At 67.2% G+C, this 19171-nt stretch carries 22 protein-coding genes; 11 read left to right on the forward strand and 11 right to left on the reverse strand.

Translation table 11 applies throughout. From position 1 onward, the window contains the following. The first annotated feature begins 247 nt into the window (after nt 1-247). Nucleotides 248-2002 carry a PQQ-binding-like beta-propeller repeat protein gene (locus AWB94_RS05560; protein ID WP_109762107.1) on the forward strand — a complete coding sequence of 585 codons (1755 nt, stop codon included), beginning with the start codon at nt 248-250 and terminating at the stop codon, nt 2000-2002. Beyond that, nucleotides 2002-3834 (forward strand): BamB-related PQQ repeat family beta-propellar protein, encoded by a 1833-nt coding sequence (locus AWB94_RS05565; protein WP_062656102.1) that lies wholly within the window; start codon nt 2002-2004, stop codon nt 3832-3834. The genes AWB94_RS05560 and AWB94_RS05565 overlap by 1 nt, the downstream gene beginning before the upstream one ends. On the opposite strand, the gene AWB94_RS05570 is transcribed toward AWB94_RS05565, so the two are convergent. From AWB94_RS05570 to AWB94_RS05590, 5 genes are all read right to left on the reverse strand, one after another. Next, nucleotides 3804-4331, reverse strand: coding sequence for a hypothetical protein (locus AWB94_RS05570; RefSeq protein ID WP_131805253.1), 528 nt, complete (start codon nt 4329-4331; stop codon nt 3804-3806). The two genes, AWB94_RS05565 and AWB94_RS05570, sit on opposite strands and share 31 nt — an antisense overlap. Before the next feature lie 464 nt (nt 4332-4795). Then, nucleotides 4796-5284 carry a hypothetical protein gene (locus AWB94_RS05575; RefSeq protein WP_234811639.1) on the reverse strand — a complete coding sequence of 163 codons (489 nt, stop codon included), beginning with the start codon at nt 5282-5284 and terminating at the stop codon, nt 4796-4798. A 355-nt stretch (nt 5285-5639) separates the two neighbouring features. Continuing rightward, on the reverse strand, nt 5640-5849 hold the full coding sequence (locus AWB94_RS05580; RefSeq protein ID WP_062656100.1) for a hypothetical protein: 210 nt from the start codon (nt 5847-5849) through the stop codon (nt 5640-5642). Nucleotides 5850-5893: 44 nt separating this feature from the next. Further along, nucleotides 5894-6265, reverse strand: coding sequence for a hypothetical protein (locus AWB94_RS05585; protein ID WP_062656099.1), 372 nt, complete (start codon nt 6263-6265; stop codon nt 5894-5896). Then, nucleotides 6265-6498 carry a hypothetical protein gene (locus AWB94_RS05590; RefSeq protein WP_131805252.1) on the reverse strand — a complete coding sequence of 78 codons (234 nt, stop codon included), beginning with the start codon at nt 6496-6498 and terminating at the stop codon, nt 6265-6267. Before AWB94_RS05590 ends, AWB94_RS05585 begins: the two co-directional genes overlap by 1 nt. A gap of 110 nt (nt 6499-6608) precedes the next feature. On the opposite strand from AWB94_RS05590, the gene AWB94_RS05595 reads away from it, so the two are divergent. The 6 genes from AWB94_RS05595 (at nt 6609) to AWB94_RS05620 (ending at nt 9532) form a co-directional block, all read left to right on the forward strand. After that, a complete protein-coding gene (locus AWB94_RS05595) occupies nt 6609-7415 on the forward strand; it encodes a DUF6884 domain-containing protein (protein ID WP_201029523.1) in 807 nt (268 codons plus the stop codon). Nucleotides 7416-7578: 163 nt separating this feature from the next. After that, nucleotides 7579-7794, forward strand: coding sequence for a hypothetical protein (locus tag AWB94_RS05600; protein ID WP_036376616.1), 216 nt, complete (start codon nt 7579-7581; stop codon nt 7792-7794). A 125-nt stretch (nt 7795-7919) separates the two neighbouring features. Then, entirely contained in the window at nt 7920-8195 is a 276-nt protein-coding gene (locus AWB94_RS05605; RefSeq protein ID WP_062656097.1) for a helix-turn-helix domain-containing protein, read from the forward strand. 62 nt (nt 8196-8257) lie between these two features. Further along, nucleotides 8258-8545, forward strand: a complete 288-nt coding sequence (locus tag AWB94_RS05610) for a helix-turn-helix domain-containing protein (protein ID WP_062656096.1) — start codon at nt 8258-8260, stop codon at nt 8543-8545. 50 nt (nt 8546-8595) lie between these two features. Further along, nucleotides 8596-8883, forward strand: coding sequence for a hypothetical protein (locus tag AWB94_RS05615; RefSeq protein ID WP_064961280.1), 288 nt, complete (start codon nt 8596-8598; stop codon nt 8881-8883). A gap of 454 nt (nt 8884-9337) precedes the next feature. Continuing rightward, a complete protein-coding gene (locus AWB94_RS05620) occupies nt 9338-9532 on the forward strand; it encodes a hypothetical protein (RefSeq protein ID WP_062656094.1) in 195 nt (64 codons plus the stop codon). Between the two features lie 515 nt (nt 9533-10047). Here AWB94_RS05620 and AWB94_RS05630 read toward each other — a convergent pair. From AWB94_RS05630 to AWB94_RS05655, 6 genes are all read right to left on the reverse strand, one after another. Continuing rightward, complete coding sequence (locus AWB94_RS05630; RefSeq protein WP_062656092.1) at nt 10048-10272, reverse strand: hypothetical protein; 225 nt, start codon at nt 10270-10272, stop codon at nt 10048-10050. Continuing rightward, nucleotides 10272-10619 (reverse strand): hypothetical protein, encoded by a 348-nt coding sequence (locus AWB94_RS05635; protein WP_085122389.1) that lies wholly within the window; start codon nt 10617-10619, stop codon nt 10272-10274. The genes AWB94_RS05630 and AWB94_RS05635 overlap by 1 nt, the downstream gene beginning before the upstream one ends. Before the next feature lie 56 nt (nt 10620-10675). Further along, on the reverse strand, nt 10676-11950 hold the full coding sequence (locus AWB94_RS05640; protein WP_109762105.1) for a hypothetical protein: 1275 nt from the start codon (nt 11948-11950) through the stop codon (nt 10676-10678). Between the two features lie 89 nt (nt 11951-12039). Beyond that, complete coding sequence (locus tag AWB94_RS05645) at nt 12040-12729, reverse strand: NUDIX hydrolase (protein ID WP_131805251.1); 690 nt, start codon at nt 12727-12729, stop codon at nt 12040-12042. 56 nt (nt 12730-12785) lie between these two features. After that, on the reverse strand, nt 12786-14327 hold the full coding sequence (locus AWB94_RS05650) for a nicotinate phosphoribosyltransferase (RefSeq protein WP_084395071.1): 1542 nt from the start codon (nt 14325-14327) through the stop codon (nt 12786-12788). A gap of 14 nt (nt 14328-14341) precedes the next feature. Beyond that, complete coding sequence (locus AWB94_RS05655; RefSeq protein WP_062656089.1) at nt 14342-15235, reverse strand: phosphoribosyltransferase family protein; 894 nt, start codon at nt 15233-15235, stop codon at nt 14342-14344. 133 nt (nt 15236-15368) lie between these two features. Between AWB94_RS05655 and AWB94_RS05660 the strand changes: the two genes are divergently transcribed. The 3 genes from AWB94_RS05660 to istB all read left to right on the forward strand — a co-directional run bounded on the left by AWB94_RS05660 (nt 15369) and on the right by istB (nt 19155). Beyond that, nucleotides 15369-16322, forward strand: a complete 954-nt coding sequence (locus tag AWB94_RS05660; protein ID WP_131805250.1) for a hypothetical protein — start codon at nt 15369-15371, stop codon at nt 16320-16322. Between the two features lie 308 nt (nt 16323-16630). Then, complete coding sequence (gene istA / locus AWB94_RS05665; protein ID WP_008720624.1) at nt 16631-18349, forward strand: IS21 family transposase; 1719 nt, start codon at nt 16631-16633, stop codon at nt 18347-18349. After that, complete coding sequence (gene istB, locus AWB94_RS05670; protein ID WP_006246577.1) at nt 18346-19155, forward strand: IS21-like element helper ATPase IstB; 810 nt, start codon at nt 18346-18348, stop codon at nt 19153-19155. Before istA ends, istB begins: the two co-directional genes overlap by 4 nt. Nucleotides 19156-19171 lie beyond the last annotated feature (16 nt).

Raw genomic sequence — 19171 nt, forward strand, 5'->3', positions numbered from 1 at the left:
CGTACTACCCTCACCACCAGATCGGGAAGCACACCGGTCACACGAAACGAGGTGTGCATCAAACCCGGGATGCTTCAGTAAACACCTCGCGAATGCGGCGTCACCTGGACCAGCACCAGGGGCGCCGCATTCGCGTCTCTACGAAGCCCATCGACGTGGCCGACAAACTCGTGCGTAACACGGTATCCGCCACGTTCTACGCTCGAAGAGGGCCGCGCACAGCAGCTCTCACTACATCGAGGGCGAAATGAGCGAAACGAATCTGCCGGCGCCGCGACCTTTGGCGCGATGGACAGCACCCGTGCTCGCGATCGCGGTCGGCCTGTCCGCGGCCTCCGGTGTATGCCGGCTGATCGCACAAGCGCAGAAGACACCGTCGCTGCTGCTGCTGGCCGACCGCGCCGCCGTCGTCTCCGTGTTTTCGCGCAGCGCGGCGGTGGGTGCGGCGATGCTGGTCGTGCTCGCGGCCTACGCATTGTTGGCGTTCTGGCGCACCGGAGACAGCACGCGTGACACTGCACATCGCCGCGCCGCCCTGCTGCGGTATCTGTCTCCGACCGTGGCGCTGCTCGGATGTATCGGATTGTGGTGGCGGGTACAGGATTCCAACATCCAACTGTTCGGCACCGCCCGTGACCAGCAGTCTGCTTTGGACGGTGTCGATGTGGTCGGATTGACGTCCATCGCCTGGGTATGTTCGTGCTTGGCCGTGATCGCGCTGGCCGGTGCCGCTGCCGGCGCCGACGGTCACCGTCGCAAGCGGCACTCGCCCGGGCCAGGGGTGCTGATCGTGGCGCTGACGATGTCGGCGGTCGGCGGCGCCTCGGTGCTGGTCCTGAAGAATCCGACCGCGCACCACGTGAACGCCGCCGCGGCCGAAACCGCCACCGTCGATGTCGGCGGCCCCGTCGCCTACGAGATCGCCGACAACAGCGACCCGGACACGTTCATGGTGGCCGGTGGCCCCGGGCTGATCCGTAGCACCGGTTCAGGCAGCACTCCAGACGGCGTGGAAGCGATCTCCGGGGCTACCGGCGAGAGGGTGTGGGCGTTGTCGTATCCGGAGCTGTGGGTGCTTCGCGCTGCAGTCAGTGAGCCCGGCCCCGGCGGCGTGGTCGTGCTGCAAGCACGATTTGATGAGGATCCGGTCCTGATCGGGCTCGACGCCGGCACCGGGACGCCGCTGTGGACACAACCCGAAGTGGGTGCGCTGACCCGTGACCGCCACATGGCCCCTCTCGTGGACGCGCAGCGATTCCTGAGCGTCGAGCAGGTCCGTTCATCCCCGACCAGCGCGCAGCCGGCGTGGAAGTGGACGGTTCGGGAGCTGCAGACCGGGCAAGCATTGTGGTCATTTCACCTCCCCGCGGGCTGCCACAAGCTGCCCGGCCTCTCCGCAAGTGTCGTAATCGTCCCGCACTGCGACGGTCCGGACACGCTGGCAGAGATACGGAGCGGCCTAACCGGTGCGGTCCGCGCGGTACTGCGCACCGCAGACGTGGGCTTCGATGTCGTGGACACCGAAAACGCTCATGTCACGGGCATCCCGGGCACCGATGTCCTGCTCGTCAGCGAAGTCGGCGCGATCTCCCCCACGTCGCGGACGTCCTCGCTGATCGACGGGGCCACAGGTGCGGTCGTGTACCGCCTTCCCGACGACGCCCGCGTGCAGGTGCCCGATACACGCACCCTGGTGCTGACCGGCCCGGCCGGCCGCCAGACGATCCTGGACCTCGCCACCAGCACCACCATCGAGACCGGACTGGCCACCGACACACTGCGATTCACCGAGGGGTTGGGAGCCGTCTGGGCCCGCGTCGGTGAGCAGTGGGTCACCCTTGTACCCATCCCCGGTCAGGCCCCGACGCTCAAAGTGCTCAGCCACGAGGAACCCATGAAGACCTATCCCAGCCCCTGCACGAGTGCGGATGTGCCCAGGGTGGCAGCGATCAACGGCGCGTTGCTGGTCAACTGCGGCGACCGTATCGTGGGTGTGCGCTGATGTCACAGCACGACGAACATCCCGGTGTTTCGGACCGCGAGGGCGGGCCGTGGCCACCGTTCATCCCTCGCAGCCAGCAGGACCGACCACCACCGCTGAGCCGCGCGTTGGTCGCCGCGGGCATCGGCACCAGCCTCGGCGCGCTCGCCGTCACAGCCTACGGCTTCACCATCCGTGTCCCGCGCGGTGGCCGGGCCCCCGACACCCTCGCGCCGGTCACCGAGTTCTTTGTCTGGTACCTGATTCTGGGATCACTGACCGCCGTGGCGGTTCTCGGTATCGGCATCGGCACCCTGGTGGGCCGCACCGTGAGCCGTTGGGCGGCCACACTGCTGGCATTCACGGTCGCGATGACCGCCTGGACCTACGGCTCGTCGGTGCCCGCCTCGATCGTGGTGCGCGTGTCCGGATTCGGGGCGCAGCCGGCCCCCGAACTGGCTCAGCTCGGGTGGCCGCTGCTCGTCGTGGCCGCGGCGCTGCTGTTGGTGGGGTCGGTATGGGCGATCAACACCCGGCAGTCTGGGGTACGGTCCCTGCTCACCTTGCTGTCCCCGTGGACCGCAGCGGGTGTCGCGCTGTCCCTGGTCGCTGGCGTCGCGGTGGCCGGCTGGTGGTGGCCACGCACCCAGACCCCTTCCGCGACTGCTGATCGCGTCGCCGTCGCCCCGTTGCCCACCGCGGTGGGAACCCGGGTCGCGTACTCGATACCGGTCTTCGACACCGAGCATGTTCTGGCCGCCGGTCCGGGATACCTGACCTACGAACGAGACGGGGCCATCACCGCCTACGATGCGGCCACCGGTGTGCCGCGCTGGCACATCGCGGCGGAGGTGTTCCCGAAAGACTGCGGACTGGAAGCGGTGCGCTCCACCGGCGTCACCGCCGGGTCTGTCGTGATCGCCCAGTGCATGCGACCGCAACTGCACGAAATCGCACCCGTGAACCCCGACAATGAGCCGGTTCTCATCGGATTCGATGCCAACACCGGCGAGCAGCTGTGGCTCAACAATGCGGGTTTCGAACTCGCCCATGGCGTAGGAGCGTCGGACACTGTGGTTGCGGTGGTCCGCCGTGCCGAGGAAGTCGGCTCGCTTGATCCGCAGACAGGTGTGGTGCGCTGGGTGAGGCCTAGCGATGAAGGCCCGTGTGAAAGCACCGCCCATGTGATCAACGATCAGGTGGTGACCGGTCCCTGCTACGGCGTCGACATCCGCGTGGCCGACGGGTACACCGGCCAGGAGCGACTGATCTCCCTTCCCGTGGCGCTACCGGTCGTGGCCAGCGATCTAGAGGTGTCATCGCTGGGCGCCTACGACAGCATGCTTCTTCTGCAGACGCGCAGCCGGGGGCGTACCGAGCCCGGGGCGGCGGGTAGGGAGCGGATCGGCGTCTTGTCAGTGGATATCGACACCGACGCGGTGGCTTTCATCAACAGCGCTTCGGAGTCCAGCAGGCGGGAACCCGTTTCGGGACCGCTTGTGCAGTTGGGTGTGGGCGGTCGAGACGGCGAGCTGTGGGTCGAGGTGTACTCGCTGCTCTCGCGCACTGTGACACGCGTTGAGGGGTTTTCGGTATCGACCTCACTCATCGACGGTTTGGCATGGGCTCAGATCGGGGACCGCATGGTCACCGCAGCGGCCCGCGACTCCAAGGACATCTTCGTCGCCTCGGTCGCCCCGGACGGCACCGTCATTCGTGCACCGTCGCCGTGCCCGCAACGTGTGTCCGGCGGTCGGGGTGCCGGCATCATGGCCGTGCGCGGTGCGACGCTGGTGCTCTGTCCTCCGCTCGGCGAGGACATTCACGGCTGGGACATTCTGGGGATGCGTTGACCCTGTTGGTCGGTCGCGAAGTAGAACGGTTCCCAGTAGCCCATCTCGGCCACGGCCATGACGCCGAGCACCCGTGTACGCGGCTGTCCAGCTGGGCAGTGCTGCTCGACTGTCATGTCGAATTGGTACGTCGAGTTCTCGCCGTCCAAGCCCGGAATGCGTTGGCGCCCCTGGTCGCCGCGATCGCGCACCGATACCAGCTCGTAGCGGCACCCCGGCGCCGGCAGGGCGACCTCGATCGTGCGGGCCTGCGCCGCAGCTAGTTTCCCGCCCACATACAGAACGGGAACCTGTGCCGCGTCGTGGGTGTTCAAGCCCGTCACCAGCTGCTGTGCCCAGTTACGCTGCTTGCCGGGCCCGTAATCGCCCATCTCCACACCGTCCACGCTCGACGACAATGTGCACGTCCACGTCACGGCACCCACAGCTGCGGCGGCCGTGAGGACAGCCGCGGCGGCCACGGCCGGACGACGTCCCGCGACACCGGTGCCTCTCATTGTCCGGGCAGCTACCGCGGCGCGGACGCTGAGGTGGGCTTGCTCTTGCCGGAGTGAATGTCGCGCACCTCGTCGGGCGAGGCATCCGATGACCCGCACGCCACAGCAGCGAATGCGACAGCGCCGGTCGCCACCGCGATCACTGCCCGCCGGACAAAAGCTTTCACAGGTCCCGGGTGCGTGTCAGCGCCGCGGGAAGAGTGAACGGAGGCGGTGGTGATGGTGATGTCCGCAGTCATCGTGACATGTCCCCCTGAATGTGTCGGATGCCGCTGTGCACGGCCTACATTCAGCCTAAACCGGGTCACAGACCCTGGTGCGCAACAATTTTCTGCCCGCCAACCTGCACAGTAGGCGACGTGACAGCCGCGAGACGCGCGTTGCCCGACCGGCTTGGCCATGGCATCAGCACGGTCTCGACCTCAGCCGCAGCGCAGCCTGCATGACCGACGACGACGACGCGCTCAGAGGGTGTACACCGAGATGTGCACGTACGTCTCGTCGGGTGCGCGCTTGTCGATGATGATCTCGCGGACGAACGCGCCGTTGGTCGAGTCGATCCCGTTCTGCAGGTACTGCGGGTCGGGCGCGGATTCCAGTGCCGGCCCGGCGATCACAGACATTGACTTCGGTATGTCGGAGGGCTGCGGGCCGAGGAGAAACTGAGACAGGAATTCCTCGAGTTGCCCGTCATCGAGTCGCATCGCCATCCGGTAGCGGATGTCGGCACCTGAGTCGGATTCGACACCGAGGATCTCGGGCCAGACCGGAAGCCCGAACTCGCCGGATGTCTGGATCGCTTCGAGCACGCTAACCGTCGGCTCGGCAGGATCGGCTCGGGTGCCCTCGACGGGTGAACAGGCCGTGAGCACGCACGCCATCAGCAGCGCCAGCGCTGCCTGGGCGCTGTGACGCCGGAGGATGTTCGCCCTGTCAACGTCACTGGCTGCCACGACCACCGGCCTTTCTGTGAGGTCGGCTCTTTCAGCCGAGAGGGTCAATGGCGCGCACAGGGGTTCGGCGGCTGCTGCGGATGCGGATGCTGCCAGGCCGACCCACCCCAGCGCGCTCTGGAAAGAGTAACCGCCGCGGTGAGCAGACAACGTCACGTCTTTTTCACACCCTGGATGCGACTATGTGTTCACCGCCGGCTCCGAGTACATGAAATGCGTTCGGACGCTGATGGTCGCGGGCGCGGTCCGGCCACGGACGCGGCGGTGCTCCGGAACGGGTCGGTACTTCTGGTCGATTGCCATCAGCGGTCTCCTCTCGAAGCGCATCCCAGGTCGTCGGGCGCAGGCGGGAAGCTCAAGCGAACAGGCTCCACACCCAGAATCCCGCGGCGATCAGTGCCGGCCACAGGATCGCAGCGGCGGCCATCGCGCACAGAACGCCCCGTGCCGCACTGGCGCCGGGATTGTTGGCACGCCACCACTCGTCGCGAAGCCAGTCGTCACTGATCCCGTCGCCGCCCTCGACGTAGACCGGCTGCTCGGCATCGTGGCGCTCGATCTCCACGGCTGCCCACCTCCCTGCTGCACCCGGACCACCCGGGTGGGCGCTCATACTGCGGCTCCCAGGCGAAACTGGCGCAGCTCGGCGCGTGCCTGGTCCAGCCCGTTGAACGGCGCACCGCGGTGCTGGGGAGCGTGCGCCCAGGGACGAGCGGCGCAGTACGCCGCGATGGCGTCGATGTCCCATCCCGTTCTCGGAAGCCGGTACGCCTGGGCGCGGTGCTCGACGGAGTGCCGGTGCAGCTGCACAGGTGAGCCGTCGGCCCCGCTGCGGTAGGACTTGATACGCCCGTCACGGGTGACGGAAACGACCACGCCGACGGTGACGCTGACCCGTTGCGCGTTCGGGGCACCGACGGTGTGTGTCGTCTGGGCGCGCACGAACACCACCGCGTCGCCACGCTGAAACTCCGGGACCATCAGGCGCCCAACCTGGGACGGCGCCAGAACGTGGGCGCGGGGTTGGCAGCCGGGCGCCAGGTTCTGTCAGTGATCGCCCGGATCTCTTCGACGGCTTCGTGGCGCACCTCGTCGGCGCCCGCGGTGGTGACACACCTGGCGCTGTGGTGCTGAGCGATCCACAGGTCGTCGAGAACCTCACGAATCGCCTCCAACCGCTGCGCGTCGCACAGACGCTGGTCATCGCTGGTCACGATTGTCGCGTGCGCCTTAGCCACTGTCTCCTCCTACATATATTCTCTGTTTTAGAGAATAGTACGCATCGCTCGACGATCACGTTCGACGAAATAAACAGGGGGACAACATGACGCAGACAACCAACGCCGTCGACGCAGCCGAGAACCCTGACACACGCCCTGCTCCGCCGCTGATATTCCGTCCGGTCCCCCACCCCTGCGGCACCCTGACGATCCACACCGCAACCACCGACACCCACACCATCGAGCTGTACCGCGTCAACGACGCCGAAGGGGCGCGCACCCATGGCGCGTGGTTCATGCGAATCCGTGTCGCCGGCGGCGTCTTGGCCGCGCATTCGCGGCATACCACGATGGCAGCCGGGCGCCAGTTCGCCGCAGCTGTGCTCGCCGCGGTCAACGGCCCGGCCCACGTCGACTTGCTCGCCGCTCACGATCTTGTCGCGGCCGGAGTTGCCGAACACGCTGAACCCGCTGGCATGCCCGACGCGGAGCCGATCGTGGTCCTCGCATGTGGCGCGGCCAAGTTGGAACGGCGCGCGCCAGCAGCCGAGCTGTACACGTCACCACATTTCGCGCTGATGCTTCGCGCAGCGCGCCGCGTCGCGGGCGAACATGCGGGGCGGGTGTTGATCCTGTCCGCGCTTCACGGCCTGGTCGAGTGCGAACGTGAGTTGGAGCCTTACGACGTGCAGATGGGCGACCCCCGCTCAGTTACGCCTGCCACGATCGCCGAACAATTGGCCGGTATCGCTCCGCGGTCGATCACCGCGCTGCTCCCGCGCGCATATGCAACCGCGCTCGATGAAGCGGCGGGCATCGCAGGTGCTCCAGCACCCACGGACCTGCTCGCCGATGCGCCCGGTATCGGCTATCAGCGCCGGGTGGCCTCGCGCCTGCTCGCAACTGGGTGATGCGGGCTACTCACCGTGGCGCGCACCCGCAACTGCAGACCACACGCAGTGCCCGCGCCGTAGCCGTGACTTAACCGACCAACGTGCCAGCCTCCGGCCTCCCGGAGGCCACAACGGGTGCCCCCGGGGAGATCTATCCGCACCCACGAAAGGGCACTGCTCCATGTTCATCTGCGAGTTCCAGCGAATCAGCAACCGTGAGTATTTCGGCAAAGCGGAGTTTCCGGACCGCCCTGCCGCCGAGAAGTACGCGATCGCGGAGCTGACCAAGCTCGGGGAGGATCCCGAGAACATCCGAGCCGCGGTGGCGGTGGCCGGCTACGGATGCGCGGACACCAGCGCTTTCGGCTACGGCGTCCGCATCTTCGAGTCCGACTAGCGGCCAGGCGTTGGGGGCGTGTCACCAGGTCAGACGGCCAGTGTCACGTCCTCATCGCCGTTGTCCGCGAATCGCGCGCCCATCGCGCTAGTCTCTGTATTGGAGAATCCCTGGAAAGGACCGACATGCCCGTGCACCCGCAGCGCACATTCACCCTGGCAGACACCGCTGTCGGCGCTGTTGTACGCGCCGAACGTCTGCGTGTCGGGCACAAGCTCCACGATCTGGCCGACGCCGCCGGGATCGACTGGCGGGTGCTGTCCCGCATTGAACGCGGCGACCGCCCGTGCCGTGTGACCGAGCTGGTCGCGCTGGCACACGCAAGCGGCTCGAAACCGGAGAAGTTGCTGGAAACGGTGATCAATCGTCGCACCGAGCTGCACGCTGTGTCACGTCCCTGACATGGCACGCGCGGCTGGACGCTAACCTCTCTGCGCTGGAACTTCACCCGAAAGGACTGAGCATGCCTGTGCACCCGCAGCGCAAGTTTGACTTGTCCGATGAATCTGTCGGCGAGGCGCTGCGCGCTGCGCGGCACGGCGCGGGATACGAGCTACGCGACCTTGCGGAGGCGGCCGGTATCGACTGGCGGGTGCTGTCTCGGATCGAGCGGGGCGAGCGCCCCTGTCGGGTGACTGAGATGGTGGCGCTTTCCGCGGCGACGTACATCGATCCAGAGACCGTGCTGCAAGCCGCGCTCGGCGACAAGGCCGCGATGCGCAAGCTGAACAACTACCCCGCCAGCAGCTGAGCGCGCTTCGACACCGCATGTGCGACCACGAAACGCCGGCACTCGCGCCGGTGGGATCGCTGAATGTTCCCGTGCTCGCCGGTTCGCGCGCCCGCGCCCGCCAAATCCTCGCGGCGGTAGACGGCGACCTGGCCGGCTGGACCGTGCACCTTCGGTGCGATTACGTCGTCGCCGCGACGGCATCGTTCGCCGATGAGATCGTGCGGACGATACTCGTCGACCGCTGCGCCGCGGCGCTGAGCGTCACCTCGTCGGCGCCAGCAGAGCTGGTCGACCATCTGCGTGCACGCGCCGCTGCATGCGGAGTCGCCGACAGGCTCCAGCTGGATCTGCTCTGACCCGTTCCTAGCTCGGCTGCCCGGCAACGATCCATGCGCTGTCTCTTGAGCTGAGCGCTGAGGCCGCTTGTGAGCGCCATGCTGAGCCGCGGATTGATCTACATCCTGATCACCCCGCTGAGCATGGATGTGATCGGCCGCTTTATTGCACTTTTGAGCGTCGCTGTGATCGCGCCGTTGAGCAAGTGATTGAGCACTGCTTTGAGCGCATGATTGAATGCGCCGCTGACACCGCTGATCGGCCATCAGTGCCGGAATATCCGGTGTGATGTGCGCACATGCCGTCCACAGTGCACGATCGCCGCGCCGATCGCCACCGTGCTCCGGCGGGCGCCCGCCCGGCGCCGGTCGGCCGCCCACCTGCCCACGTGCGCGCCCCGGGCCCCGGCGACGGTCAGAAGCTGCCACAGTCGCGCGCTGCAAGCCCCGAACATCTGCTACTGGAGGAGCACGCGTGGACCGCTATATCTACAAGGGCATCAACTACACCCCCGGCCGACTCGTCGAGGAGCTGATCCGGACCGGAGTTGCCTCCCCTGGCGCGCGTGGCATGGAGATCGAGGACGCACTGAACCAGATTGCCGACGCCAACGGAATCGATCGCGCCACCGTCTCCCCCGACGAGTTCCCGCGGCCCTGCGCGGTCTGATGGCCGGCATCGAGATCACCGACTCGTTCTCTCCCGAGGACTACACCGACAATTACGACTGCACCGCGCCAGATCCGCTGTGCGGCAGCCGCCGCCGGGTGTATGTCGATGGGGTCTGGTACCGAGAGGGTCGCCACGGGATGCAGTACGCCGCGCACCGGGGATGCCTGCAGTTGCCGGCGGAGCCAGCCCACCGGCACGCAACGATCGCCGCACTCGCACCCCCTTAAGAGGTACGGGTACGACAGGCGCGGGAACCCGCCAGCCCACCCGCCCTCTCACCGATGGGATCGACACATGGGACGACGAGCACCAGAGCATGACTTCATCTGCCGCCGCTGCGGCTGCGCCTGCGACAGCGGCGGGCGCTGGCACCTCGGCGGCGGCAGTAGGTCGATGCGTGCCTGCGCAAAGTCGCCTGATCCAGTGCTGCGCAGCGATTTCAATGCCGATGTGAAAGCTGCGATGGCCGGGATTCGAGACCGGTGCCGCTGATCGATTCCGTGCTGGTGCAGTCAGATCGGAGCGTTGCCGATCGCGGCCACCGCGTCCGATGGCGTTACTCCCGCCTTCCAGTGCGCGTAGAACGAATCGAGCGAGTATCGGTCTGCACGCAGATCTCCGTCGGGGCTGTGCCCCAGCAGTGCCTCAACCTGGTCGATCCAGCGCTCCCACGCGCTGGCCTGGCAGGCAGCGGATTCGAGCGCCCAGATCGCGGCGTGATCGTCGTCTGCGACCATCACAGGGTCTCTGTCTGTGCTGCGAACTCCAGTGCCGCGCGGCCAGCAGCGGTTAGTTCGACTGCCGCCTGCCAACCGTCGTCGGCGGGCGCCTGGTGCTCGGGCAGGTCGCGGGTCATCGAGCCGCTCACGGTCCCGTAGGTTTTCGTCTGCGCCGGTACGGTCTTCGTCGGCAGCAGGTCAACCCGCTCGACGATGAAGCCCAGCTCCGACAACCGCGAGAACGTGGCGTGCTGGCCGCCGTAGACACCGTGACCGTCGATCAGAAACACCGGACAGACAGCGGTGCCGTGACGGCGGGCCATTCGGGGATACTCCGCGCCATACTGCACCCGGCCGGCTGCCACTGCGGTCAGTGCCTCAACCTGCTGTCTGCTGAGCCTGCGCGGCTGACCGCTCACACTCACGCCGCTGCCGTTTCCGGGTGCAGCACCGTGAACTTCGACGGGCGCGCGATCACCGTCTGATCGATGCCGTTGAATTCACCGTGCTCTTTGACGGTGGCAGCAGCGATGGTGAACCAGTCACCGACCGCGACATCGAGACTCTTGCTCGCACCCCACACGAGTGTGTGGCCGGTGTCGGTGATGGCGACCAGGAAAGTGGTGGTGCCGTACATGCCCTCGGTGTAGACCACGGTCTTGGCGCGGGCGGTGATGTTCTTGATGCGTTCGCCAACCTCGCCGATAAATCCTGACGCCAGGACCGTCGCGGCGCGCTCCACCTCGAGCTGCTTGGCCCGTGCATAGACCTTGACCAGGGAGGCCAGGATGCCGATGTTGCGCCCGGTGACGGTCTCGGCGCCGAGGATCACCCGCAGGTTGCGGCCGTAGTCGCTGTCGACATCGGTCGTGTCCACGCTGGATTTGATGGCACCCATCAGCGTGGTGTCCGCAGCGTAGCCCGCGGATTCTGCGGCCTTGGCAACATAGTAGGCGCGGTCGGCATCTTTGAGCCGGTGGATGGATCCGAACAGGCTCATCCGGACCTGTCCGCCGGTGGACACGCCCCACCCGGTCGCAGCCTGGTAGGAGCGCCCCTGATCGGAGTGCGCGTACGCGTAGGCCAGTACCGCGTTCACCGATGCGCCGAGCGGACGCCGTGCCGGACCACCGCGATCGAGCGCGATCTCGGCCAACGTGTCGTCGTAGGTCAACGCCCACAGACCTTTCGGGGACACCCCGGTGTACATCTCGATGCAGGTGTGGCCGAGCTGGATGATGGCGCCGGTGCGCTCGTCGCGGACGAGGTAGAGCCGTGTGCGATTGCGCGCGACACCGCAGTGCTCGCACGCATTGTCACCGCGCGGGACGAAGCCGTCGAGTTCCTGACCAGGGGCCGAATGCACGGTGATACCGGCCTCTTCGGGCACCAGTGCTGCCACAAAGGTGAAGTGCCCGTGCGCCAGGCTCAGTGGCCCGCTCATTTCGGCACGCACCCACGGCTCAGTGACGAACACCGTCTCGGCGGTCGTGGCGGGGATCTCCGCTCCGGAGGTGAGTCCGAACCGCTTCTCGAAGTCGGTGTAGGTCACTTCGAAGCGTGCGTCGAGTCCGGCGCGCTCCAGCTTGCGGTTTGCCTGCTCGATCTTGGACTTGAACACCTCGACGCGTTCGGCCCGGATCTCCCAGGCGTGTGCCGTGACGTCGGGCTCGGCGGTCAGGTCTGCGTTGTGCATGTCTACCCCTCGCGATTGGTTCTCTATTTTAGAGAATAGACCGAAGGTGAGGCAGCCGCAACGCACACGCCGTGCAGATGGCCGCTGAATCAGCCCGCCACGGAGATCAGCACCGCCTCGGGCCGCGTCACCGCGGCGACAGTCCCACCCACCGCGAGCACTGCGGACCGCGACCGGCGCCGGCGCACCGCCTCGGCGGTGGGCACAGTAGCGGGATCGCCACCGGCGAGGTGGTGCAGCAGCGTCAACGTCGCGGTCAGCGATCCGACGGTGACACCGTGCCCCACCTCCGTCGAGACCAGCGCCCCGGCCACCGCTGCGTCGACGAACACAGTGTCCAGCGCCCGTGACGCCGCTGCCGCCAGCATCACGTTGTGTCCGAACGGCATCCGCTTCGGAAATCGGCCACCAGTGCGTACCAGCACGACAGGACTGCCTGTTTCCGGCACACGGACACGGGTCAGGCACACCAGCGACACCGTGTGTCCGCGCTCGTCGCGTTTGGGATCAGACACCACGCTGATCGGGAACGGCACCGTGCCCGGCACCACCTCGGCGTGGGCGCGCTCAGCTGCGATCCATGCCGCGGTCTCGGCGACCGTCTGTCCTTTGGTCGGGTCCATCACCGCTCCGGGCAGCGTCAGCTTCCCTGCGTGCGGGGCCCTCTCCCTGCGGTAGAGCACCAGCGCCGGATCGTTCGGGTCGTCGGTGATGGCCACCAGGTCGACCGAGAGCCAGGTGCGCCTCTCGGCTGGGGGCGGCGGCTCGGGGTCTGGCACGAACCAACCATATTCATGCCCAGGTGCCTCGCGGCGTGAAAGCATCCGACCGCCGGTCACGCCGCACCCCGCCGGACCGCAGTGTTCACCCACAAGTCCCAGCTCTCGCGCAGCTGGGCGCGCACGCCGGTCAGCGCACGCGGCGTGCCGAGGAACCGCCCATCGTCGAAGACGGTGCACAGCCGCGAACTTGCCTCCTGGTCAGTCGTGGCCTGCTGCACCAGCGCCATCGACCCGTCCATCCCCCCGAGCACCGCCAGCCGACCTTTCGCTGAGCGCTTTCCGGCACCGGTGGCGGGATCTTTGAAGATGTCGCGGCCCTGCCCGTCGACCTGCACCCACGTTGCTTTCACCGCCAGCGAGAAAGTGTCGCGGGTGACGAACTGGTATGTGAAGCTGCCGAATCCGAAGACGGGGACCGTCGAGGCATAGCCCTGGCGCATCAGATTCGCCGTAATCGAATCAGCGCGCTCGGTGGTGATCGAGTCGCCGTAGATGGCCCCGACGTGCGGATCCAGCTCTTTGAAACCCGCCGCGTTGGGCCCAGTGGTGCCGAACGTCTCGGCGAGCAGGTTGATAACACCCTTACGCTGCGGGCTGCCCGCCGCGGCGGCCGGATCACCGCACAGGATCAGCTCCGGGTCACCGGAATCCGGGCGGATGACCAGCTTCCCGTCGCGAGCCATGATCTTGTCTTTGAGCTGCGGCAGAAACTCAGTCAGCACCTGGAACAGATCAAACGAATCCGAGACAACCGAGACGATGCCCGTGGGGTACAGGTCCAGCAACCGCTCGAAGGTCGCCAGCTCTCCGTCACGGCCGCCCGCTGTCATCACACTGTGCTCGGTCGCCGGTACCGATCCGCCGATGATCGTGCCCGCCGGCGAACCGGGATAGAACCGGTCGATCCAGCCCAGAGCCGAGAGTGAATCGGTGCCGGTGAAGCTGAGCAGGTGCGCGGCACCGGAAGCTGCCGCTGCTGCCATCCCCGCCATACCGCGAGCAGAGAAGTCGTGGCCCTGCCAGTCCACAGCTGCGGTGTCGACACCGCTGGCGAGAGCGCGCTCGTCGAGCAGGCAGCGGTTACGCCAGGCGATGGTCGCCGAGGTGATCGGCTGCCACAGCGCGGCGGACATGTCGGTCTCGATGTAGTTGGTGAGCCAGAAGAACCGTTCATCGGTGTTTTCGACGGTCAGGTACGGGATGCCGATCGGGGTGACCGTCCCCTCGGGCAGTGCCCGGAACCGCAGCGGCAGGCGACCGTAGCCGTGCAGCTCCCGGATGTGCTCGGAGCCAACACCGTTGGGGCCGACGATGTCGGTGACGCGCTCCTCGTAGGCGCGGCACACGGCGTCGATGTCCCCGGTGAAGAACCGGTCCCAGCGCTCAGCGAGGTCGAGCAGGTAGGCCTGCAGGCCGAAGAACACGGTCCAGTCGAGGTCAGGGATGCGGCTGCTGCGGGCCGTCAGGTTGGAGTAGACGAACTGGGTGCCGGTCTTGTACTGGCGGCGGTGATCCAACTTGTAGGCATCTGTGTCCATGAGAACAGCCAGTGCAGCGCGGGTTTCGGCGGTGTAGTCGGCCGGGATGTAGGTCATGGTGGGTCTCCTATTCAGTGAGCCGCGACGGGTGCGGCGAAGTGGATGAGGGCGTCGAGTACAGCGGGAAGCAGCGGGACTGCGCGCACCTCGGGCGGCAGAGCGGCGGGCTCGCTGGGGGCGGCGGTGTCCGCCGCGGTGATCGAGACGTAGTGCGGGGCCAGGTTTTCGCGCCAGCGGCCGGTGAACAGCCCGTGGGTGACCCACAGGTGCAGCTCGGCTTTCGGCACCGCCGCGGCGATCACCTGCGCGAGTCCGGCAAAAGTGCCGCCACCGTCGCAGATATCGTCGACGACAAGGAACCGCCCTGCCCCGATTCCGTCGGGTGCGGTGAAACCGGAGAGCTTGCCGGTGGCGGCGTCGCGTGCCTTCCCTGCGGTCAACAGGGGCACCCCGAGCACCCGGGCCACCGCGCCGGCGCGGTCGACGGCGCCTTTGTCGGGGGCGATCACCGCGTCCCATTCCCAGTGCGCGCCCATCAGTGTGGATCCGCCGATCAGGTCGGCAGCAGTGATGGTGTGCACAGCGGTGTCCCACCCGGTGTGCTCGGCCCATATCGGTGAGTGCGGGTCGGCGCAGATCACGTGACCGATCCCGGTAGCCGCTGTCAGCCGCGCGGAGACCTGCGCGTCCGCGGTCGGGTCGTGGTCGCCGCGAGCGGAAGGCAGGTATGGCATCACCAGGATCGGCGCCGCGATGCCGCTAACAGCGGCATGGAACGCCACCCACTGTGCCAACGCCGCGTAGTCAAGGGTGCCGCCGGCATTCCAGGCGACCGGAACAGAACCAGCCGGGGCGGGCTGCAGGTGGCGCACCGCGATGTCACCGCCGGGATAGGACTCCACTGCACCCGCTGCGGGGTAGAACTGCCGTGTGTCCCGATTGAATGTGTGGAAACTGAGACTCATTGCTGCAGCGTATCAGAGATACGGGCAGAATTGCCCGTATCTTCGCCGGATCGCCACGATCGCCGGCACTGCACCGACCCGGGTTGCGCACCTCGCCCCGCACCCTGATACGGATCAGGAACAATCCACCGGCATGAGTTCCCCCTACGACACTGCCTGGCTAAAACTCCGCCACGTCGGCGCCCATGGCGGAGCGGTGGCACACCGTCCGGAGCTGACAGACCTCGGCCTCGATGGTGTGCACAGCGTCTGTGACCGCGTGTGGGCCTACAGCCGGAGCGATTTCGAGCCCGACCCGTTCACCGATCTTCACACCAGCCAGTGGCGCGAGACGTGCGCGCTCGCAGGATCCATGGCGGAATCACTCATGATTTGCGCAGCGACTTTGGTCGAGGCGTCCTGGCACGCGAAGCTGATAGAGCAGGAACGCGAGCCAGCGGGCATGGCGATCGCGCAGCGATTCCTGGCGGACGCGGTCCTCGACACCGCCGTCAGCATCGGGCATCGCCTCGTGAACTTCGTCGTTCGAGTAGCGCGGACTGACGCTGAGATCCAGGCTGTGCTCGGTGGTATAGCCCGTTTCGAGCAGCTCGGCCCCACCTACAAGCCCTTTGTCACTGACGATGAAAAGGCGTGGCTCTCCATCAGCGAGAAGACGCTGGCCTCCCTCCGGTCGAACCTGCCGGCTATTCACCGACCAGCTGTTGACCGGCTTGATCGGCTGCGGAAGTCACCGGAATGGTCAGCTGTGATGGACATCCGCGGCGAGAACGCCCACCGTTGGCGCAAAGAGCACGAGGCCGTGCGCGGCGTTGATGCGCAGTCAGGATTCGCGGAGAACACGTACGACCACGCCGGCAATCCCAACGGGATTCGAGTCTCGGCGACGGCGCGCCGCCATGTGGCTGGCGACGGCCTGACCGCGCGCACCACAGACGTGGCCCTTCGCGCCATACCAGTAATCGCCGCCGCCGTGGACGAGACCGTCGCTGAGACGGCACAGAACCTCTCTGCGCTCACCGGCGGCCGGATGGAGTTGCGCATCGACCCCCAGGGGCGGAGCCGAGAGATTCGTCGGCTGATGTAACCCAGCCGGGCCCGTGCGCGCCGCAGGCATCGATCGCCGTTGCGTCGCCGAATACTCCGCGCGGTGTCCATCCCCACAGCTATGCCCCAGCAGCCCGCACTCCTGCGATATCCGGGGGCGAAATGGACGCTAGCGCCGCGCATCGTCGCGTGGCGGTGACAGTCTGATTCGGGACCAGTGTGACGGTCTGATTCGGGACCCACCCGGGCTTCGGCGTGGCGTCGTGACGGCTTGATCTGGACCCACTTCCGTGGCGTCAGGAGGACCCGCATCCAGCGGTCCTCGCGGCACCGGAAGTGGGTTTCGGGATGAGGGTGCGTGTGGAACTGTTCGCTGCGATCCGTCGGGACGCCCGGGTCGAGGGCATGTCGATCCGAGCGCTCGCACGCAAGCACCAAGTCGGACGCGGCACCGTTCGCCGGGCCCTCACGTCCGCGGAACCACCGCCGCGGAAGACCCCGGTGCGTTCCTCGCCCCGGTTGGATCCGTTCAAGTCGGCCATCGACGACATGCTCCGCGCCGACCTTGAGGCGCCGCGGAAGCAACGGCACACCGCCCGCCGGATCCACGTCCGCCTCATCGAGGAACACGACGCCATTGAGGTGTCGTACTCGACGGTTCGCGACTACGTCCGCATCCGCCGCACGCAGATCGGCCTCGAAGCTGGCCGCCGGGTCGAAGTCATGATCCCCCAGGAGCACGCGCCAGGCGCAGAAGCAGAAGTCGACTTCGGCGAGCTCTACGTCATCCTGGCCGGGGTGAAGACGAAGGTCTTCCTCTTCACATTCAGGTTGAGTTACTCCGGGAAGGCGGTGCACCGGATCTACGCCACCCAAGGCCAAGAGGCGTTCCTCGAGGGCCACATCGCCGCGTTCAACGAGATCGGCGGCATCCCCGCCCGGCACGTCCGGTACGACAACCTCACCGCCGCAGTCACCCGGGTCGTCAACGCGCGCGGTCGTGAGCGGGTAGAGAACGACCGCTGGGTGCTGTTCCGCTCTCACTTCGGGTTCGACGCGTTCTACTGCCAGCCGGGCATCGCCGGGGCACATGAGAAGGGCGGTGTGGAAGGCGACGTCGGCCGGTTCCGCCGCCAGCACCTCGTGCCCATGCCCGTCGTCGACTCGCTCGACGAGCTGAACGAGAAGGTCCGTGCCTTGGACGCCGCCGACGACCGCCGACGGATCTCGTCGCGGATCCGGACCGTCGGCGAGGACTTCGCGACCGAACGCGAGAACCTCGCGCCGCTCCCGGTCGAGGGGTTCGACCCCGGGCTGATGCTGAACCCGATGGTCGACCGCTCCGCGATGATCACCGTCCGCATGGCCCGGTACTCCGTCCCGGCGCGGTTCATCCACCGCCGCGTCCGCGTCTCCTTGCGCGCATCCGAGGTCGTCGTGTTCGACGGCCGACTCCAGATCGCCCGGCACGCCCGCGTCATCACAAGGGGTGGCCAGTCGGTGAACCTCGACCACTACCTCGAGGTGCTCAAGGGTAAGCCGGGCGCATTGCCAGGCTCCACCGCGTTGGCGCAGGCCCGCGAATCGGGGGCGTTCACGCCTGCGCATGAGGCGTTCTGGGCGAACGCCCGCAGGCGGCTCGGGGATGCGGTCGGCACCCGGGAACTGATCGACGTGCTCCTACTGCACCGCGCCATGGCCGCCGACGAAGTCGAAGCCGGGCTGCTCGCCGCAGTGAGCGTCGGTGCAGTCTCAGCTGATGTGGTCGCGGTCGAAGCACGCCTGCACACCACCCTCGCAGCGCCCACCGGGGCCAGTTCAGACCGTCATCCCGTTGCGCAGCCCAGCGATGGCGAACGACGAGATGGCGACGCCAAGCGCAGCCGGAAGGTCGTGTCCCTCACCGAACGCCTGCTGCTCGACCCGGCCGCGGTCATCGCCGGCCTCCCGCCCGACACCCGGCCGCTGCCGTCGATGGAGAAATACCAGCAACTGCTCGGCCGCCGCACCGGCACCGACCACCACCCCGACCCGATGAGTCCCGATGAGAGCGGAGCACCCCGATGAGCACAGTCACCAGCGTGACCACCACCTTGCGCCGCCGCCGCGGCCTGACCGAGGAAGCCGCCGTAGCGGCGGTCGACCAGGCCTGCCGGAGGCTCCGGCTCCCGACCATGCGGGCCCTGCTTGGCGACGCGGTCGCGGCGGCGAACAAGGACCAGTTGACCTACACCGGATTCCTCGCCGAGCTGCTCCTGGCCGAGTGCGACGACCGCGACCGTCGGTCCACCATCCGGCGCGTGAACGGCGCCGGGTTCCCGCGGAGCAAGTTCCTCGCGGACTTCGACTTCGACGCCAACTCGAACATCAACCCCGCCACCATCCACCAGTTGGCGACCGGCGAGTGGGTGCGGAAGGGCCAGCCGCTGTGCCTGATCGGGGATTCCGGCACCGGCAAGTCTCACCTGCTCATCGGCATGGGGACCGCAGCCGCGGAAAAGGGATTCCGGGTAAAGTACACCCTCGCCACGAGGCTGGTGAACGAGCTTGTAGAAGCAGCCGATGAGAAGCAGTTGGCCCGCACGATCGCTCGTTACGGCCGCGTCGACCTGCTCTGCATTGACGAGCTCGGCTACATGGAACTGGACCGCCGCGGCGCCGAACTCCTCTTCCAGGTCCTCACCGAGCGAGAGGAGAAGAACAGCGTGGCAATCGCGTCCAACGAGGGCTTCGCCGGCTGGACCAAGACCTTCACGGACCCGCGCCTGTGCGCGGCCATCGTCGACCGCCTCACCTTCGGCGGCAACATCATCGAAACTGGTACCGACTCCTACCGGCTGGCGTCGACCCGGTCAGGGAACGCGTCGCGGTGACGCAATCAACCGAGCC

Origin of the sequence: Mycolicibacterium canariasense, assembly GCF_002101555.1 — a bacterium.
GTDB lineage: Bacteria > Actinomycetota > Actinomycetes > Mycobacteriales > Mycobacteriaceae > Mycobacterium > Mycobacterium canariasense.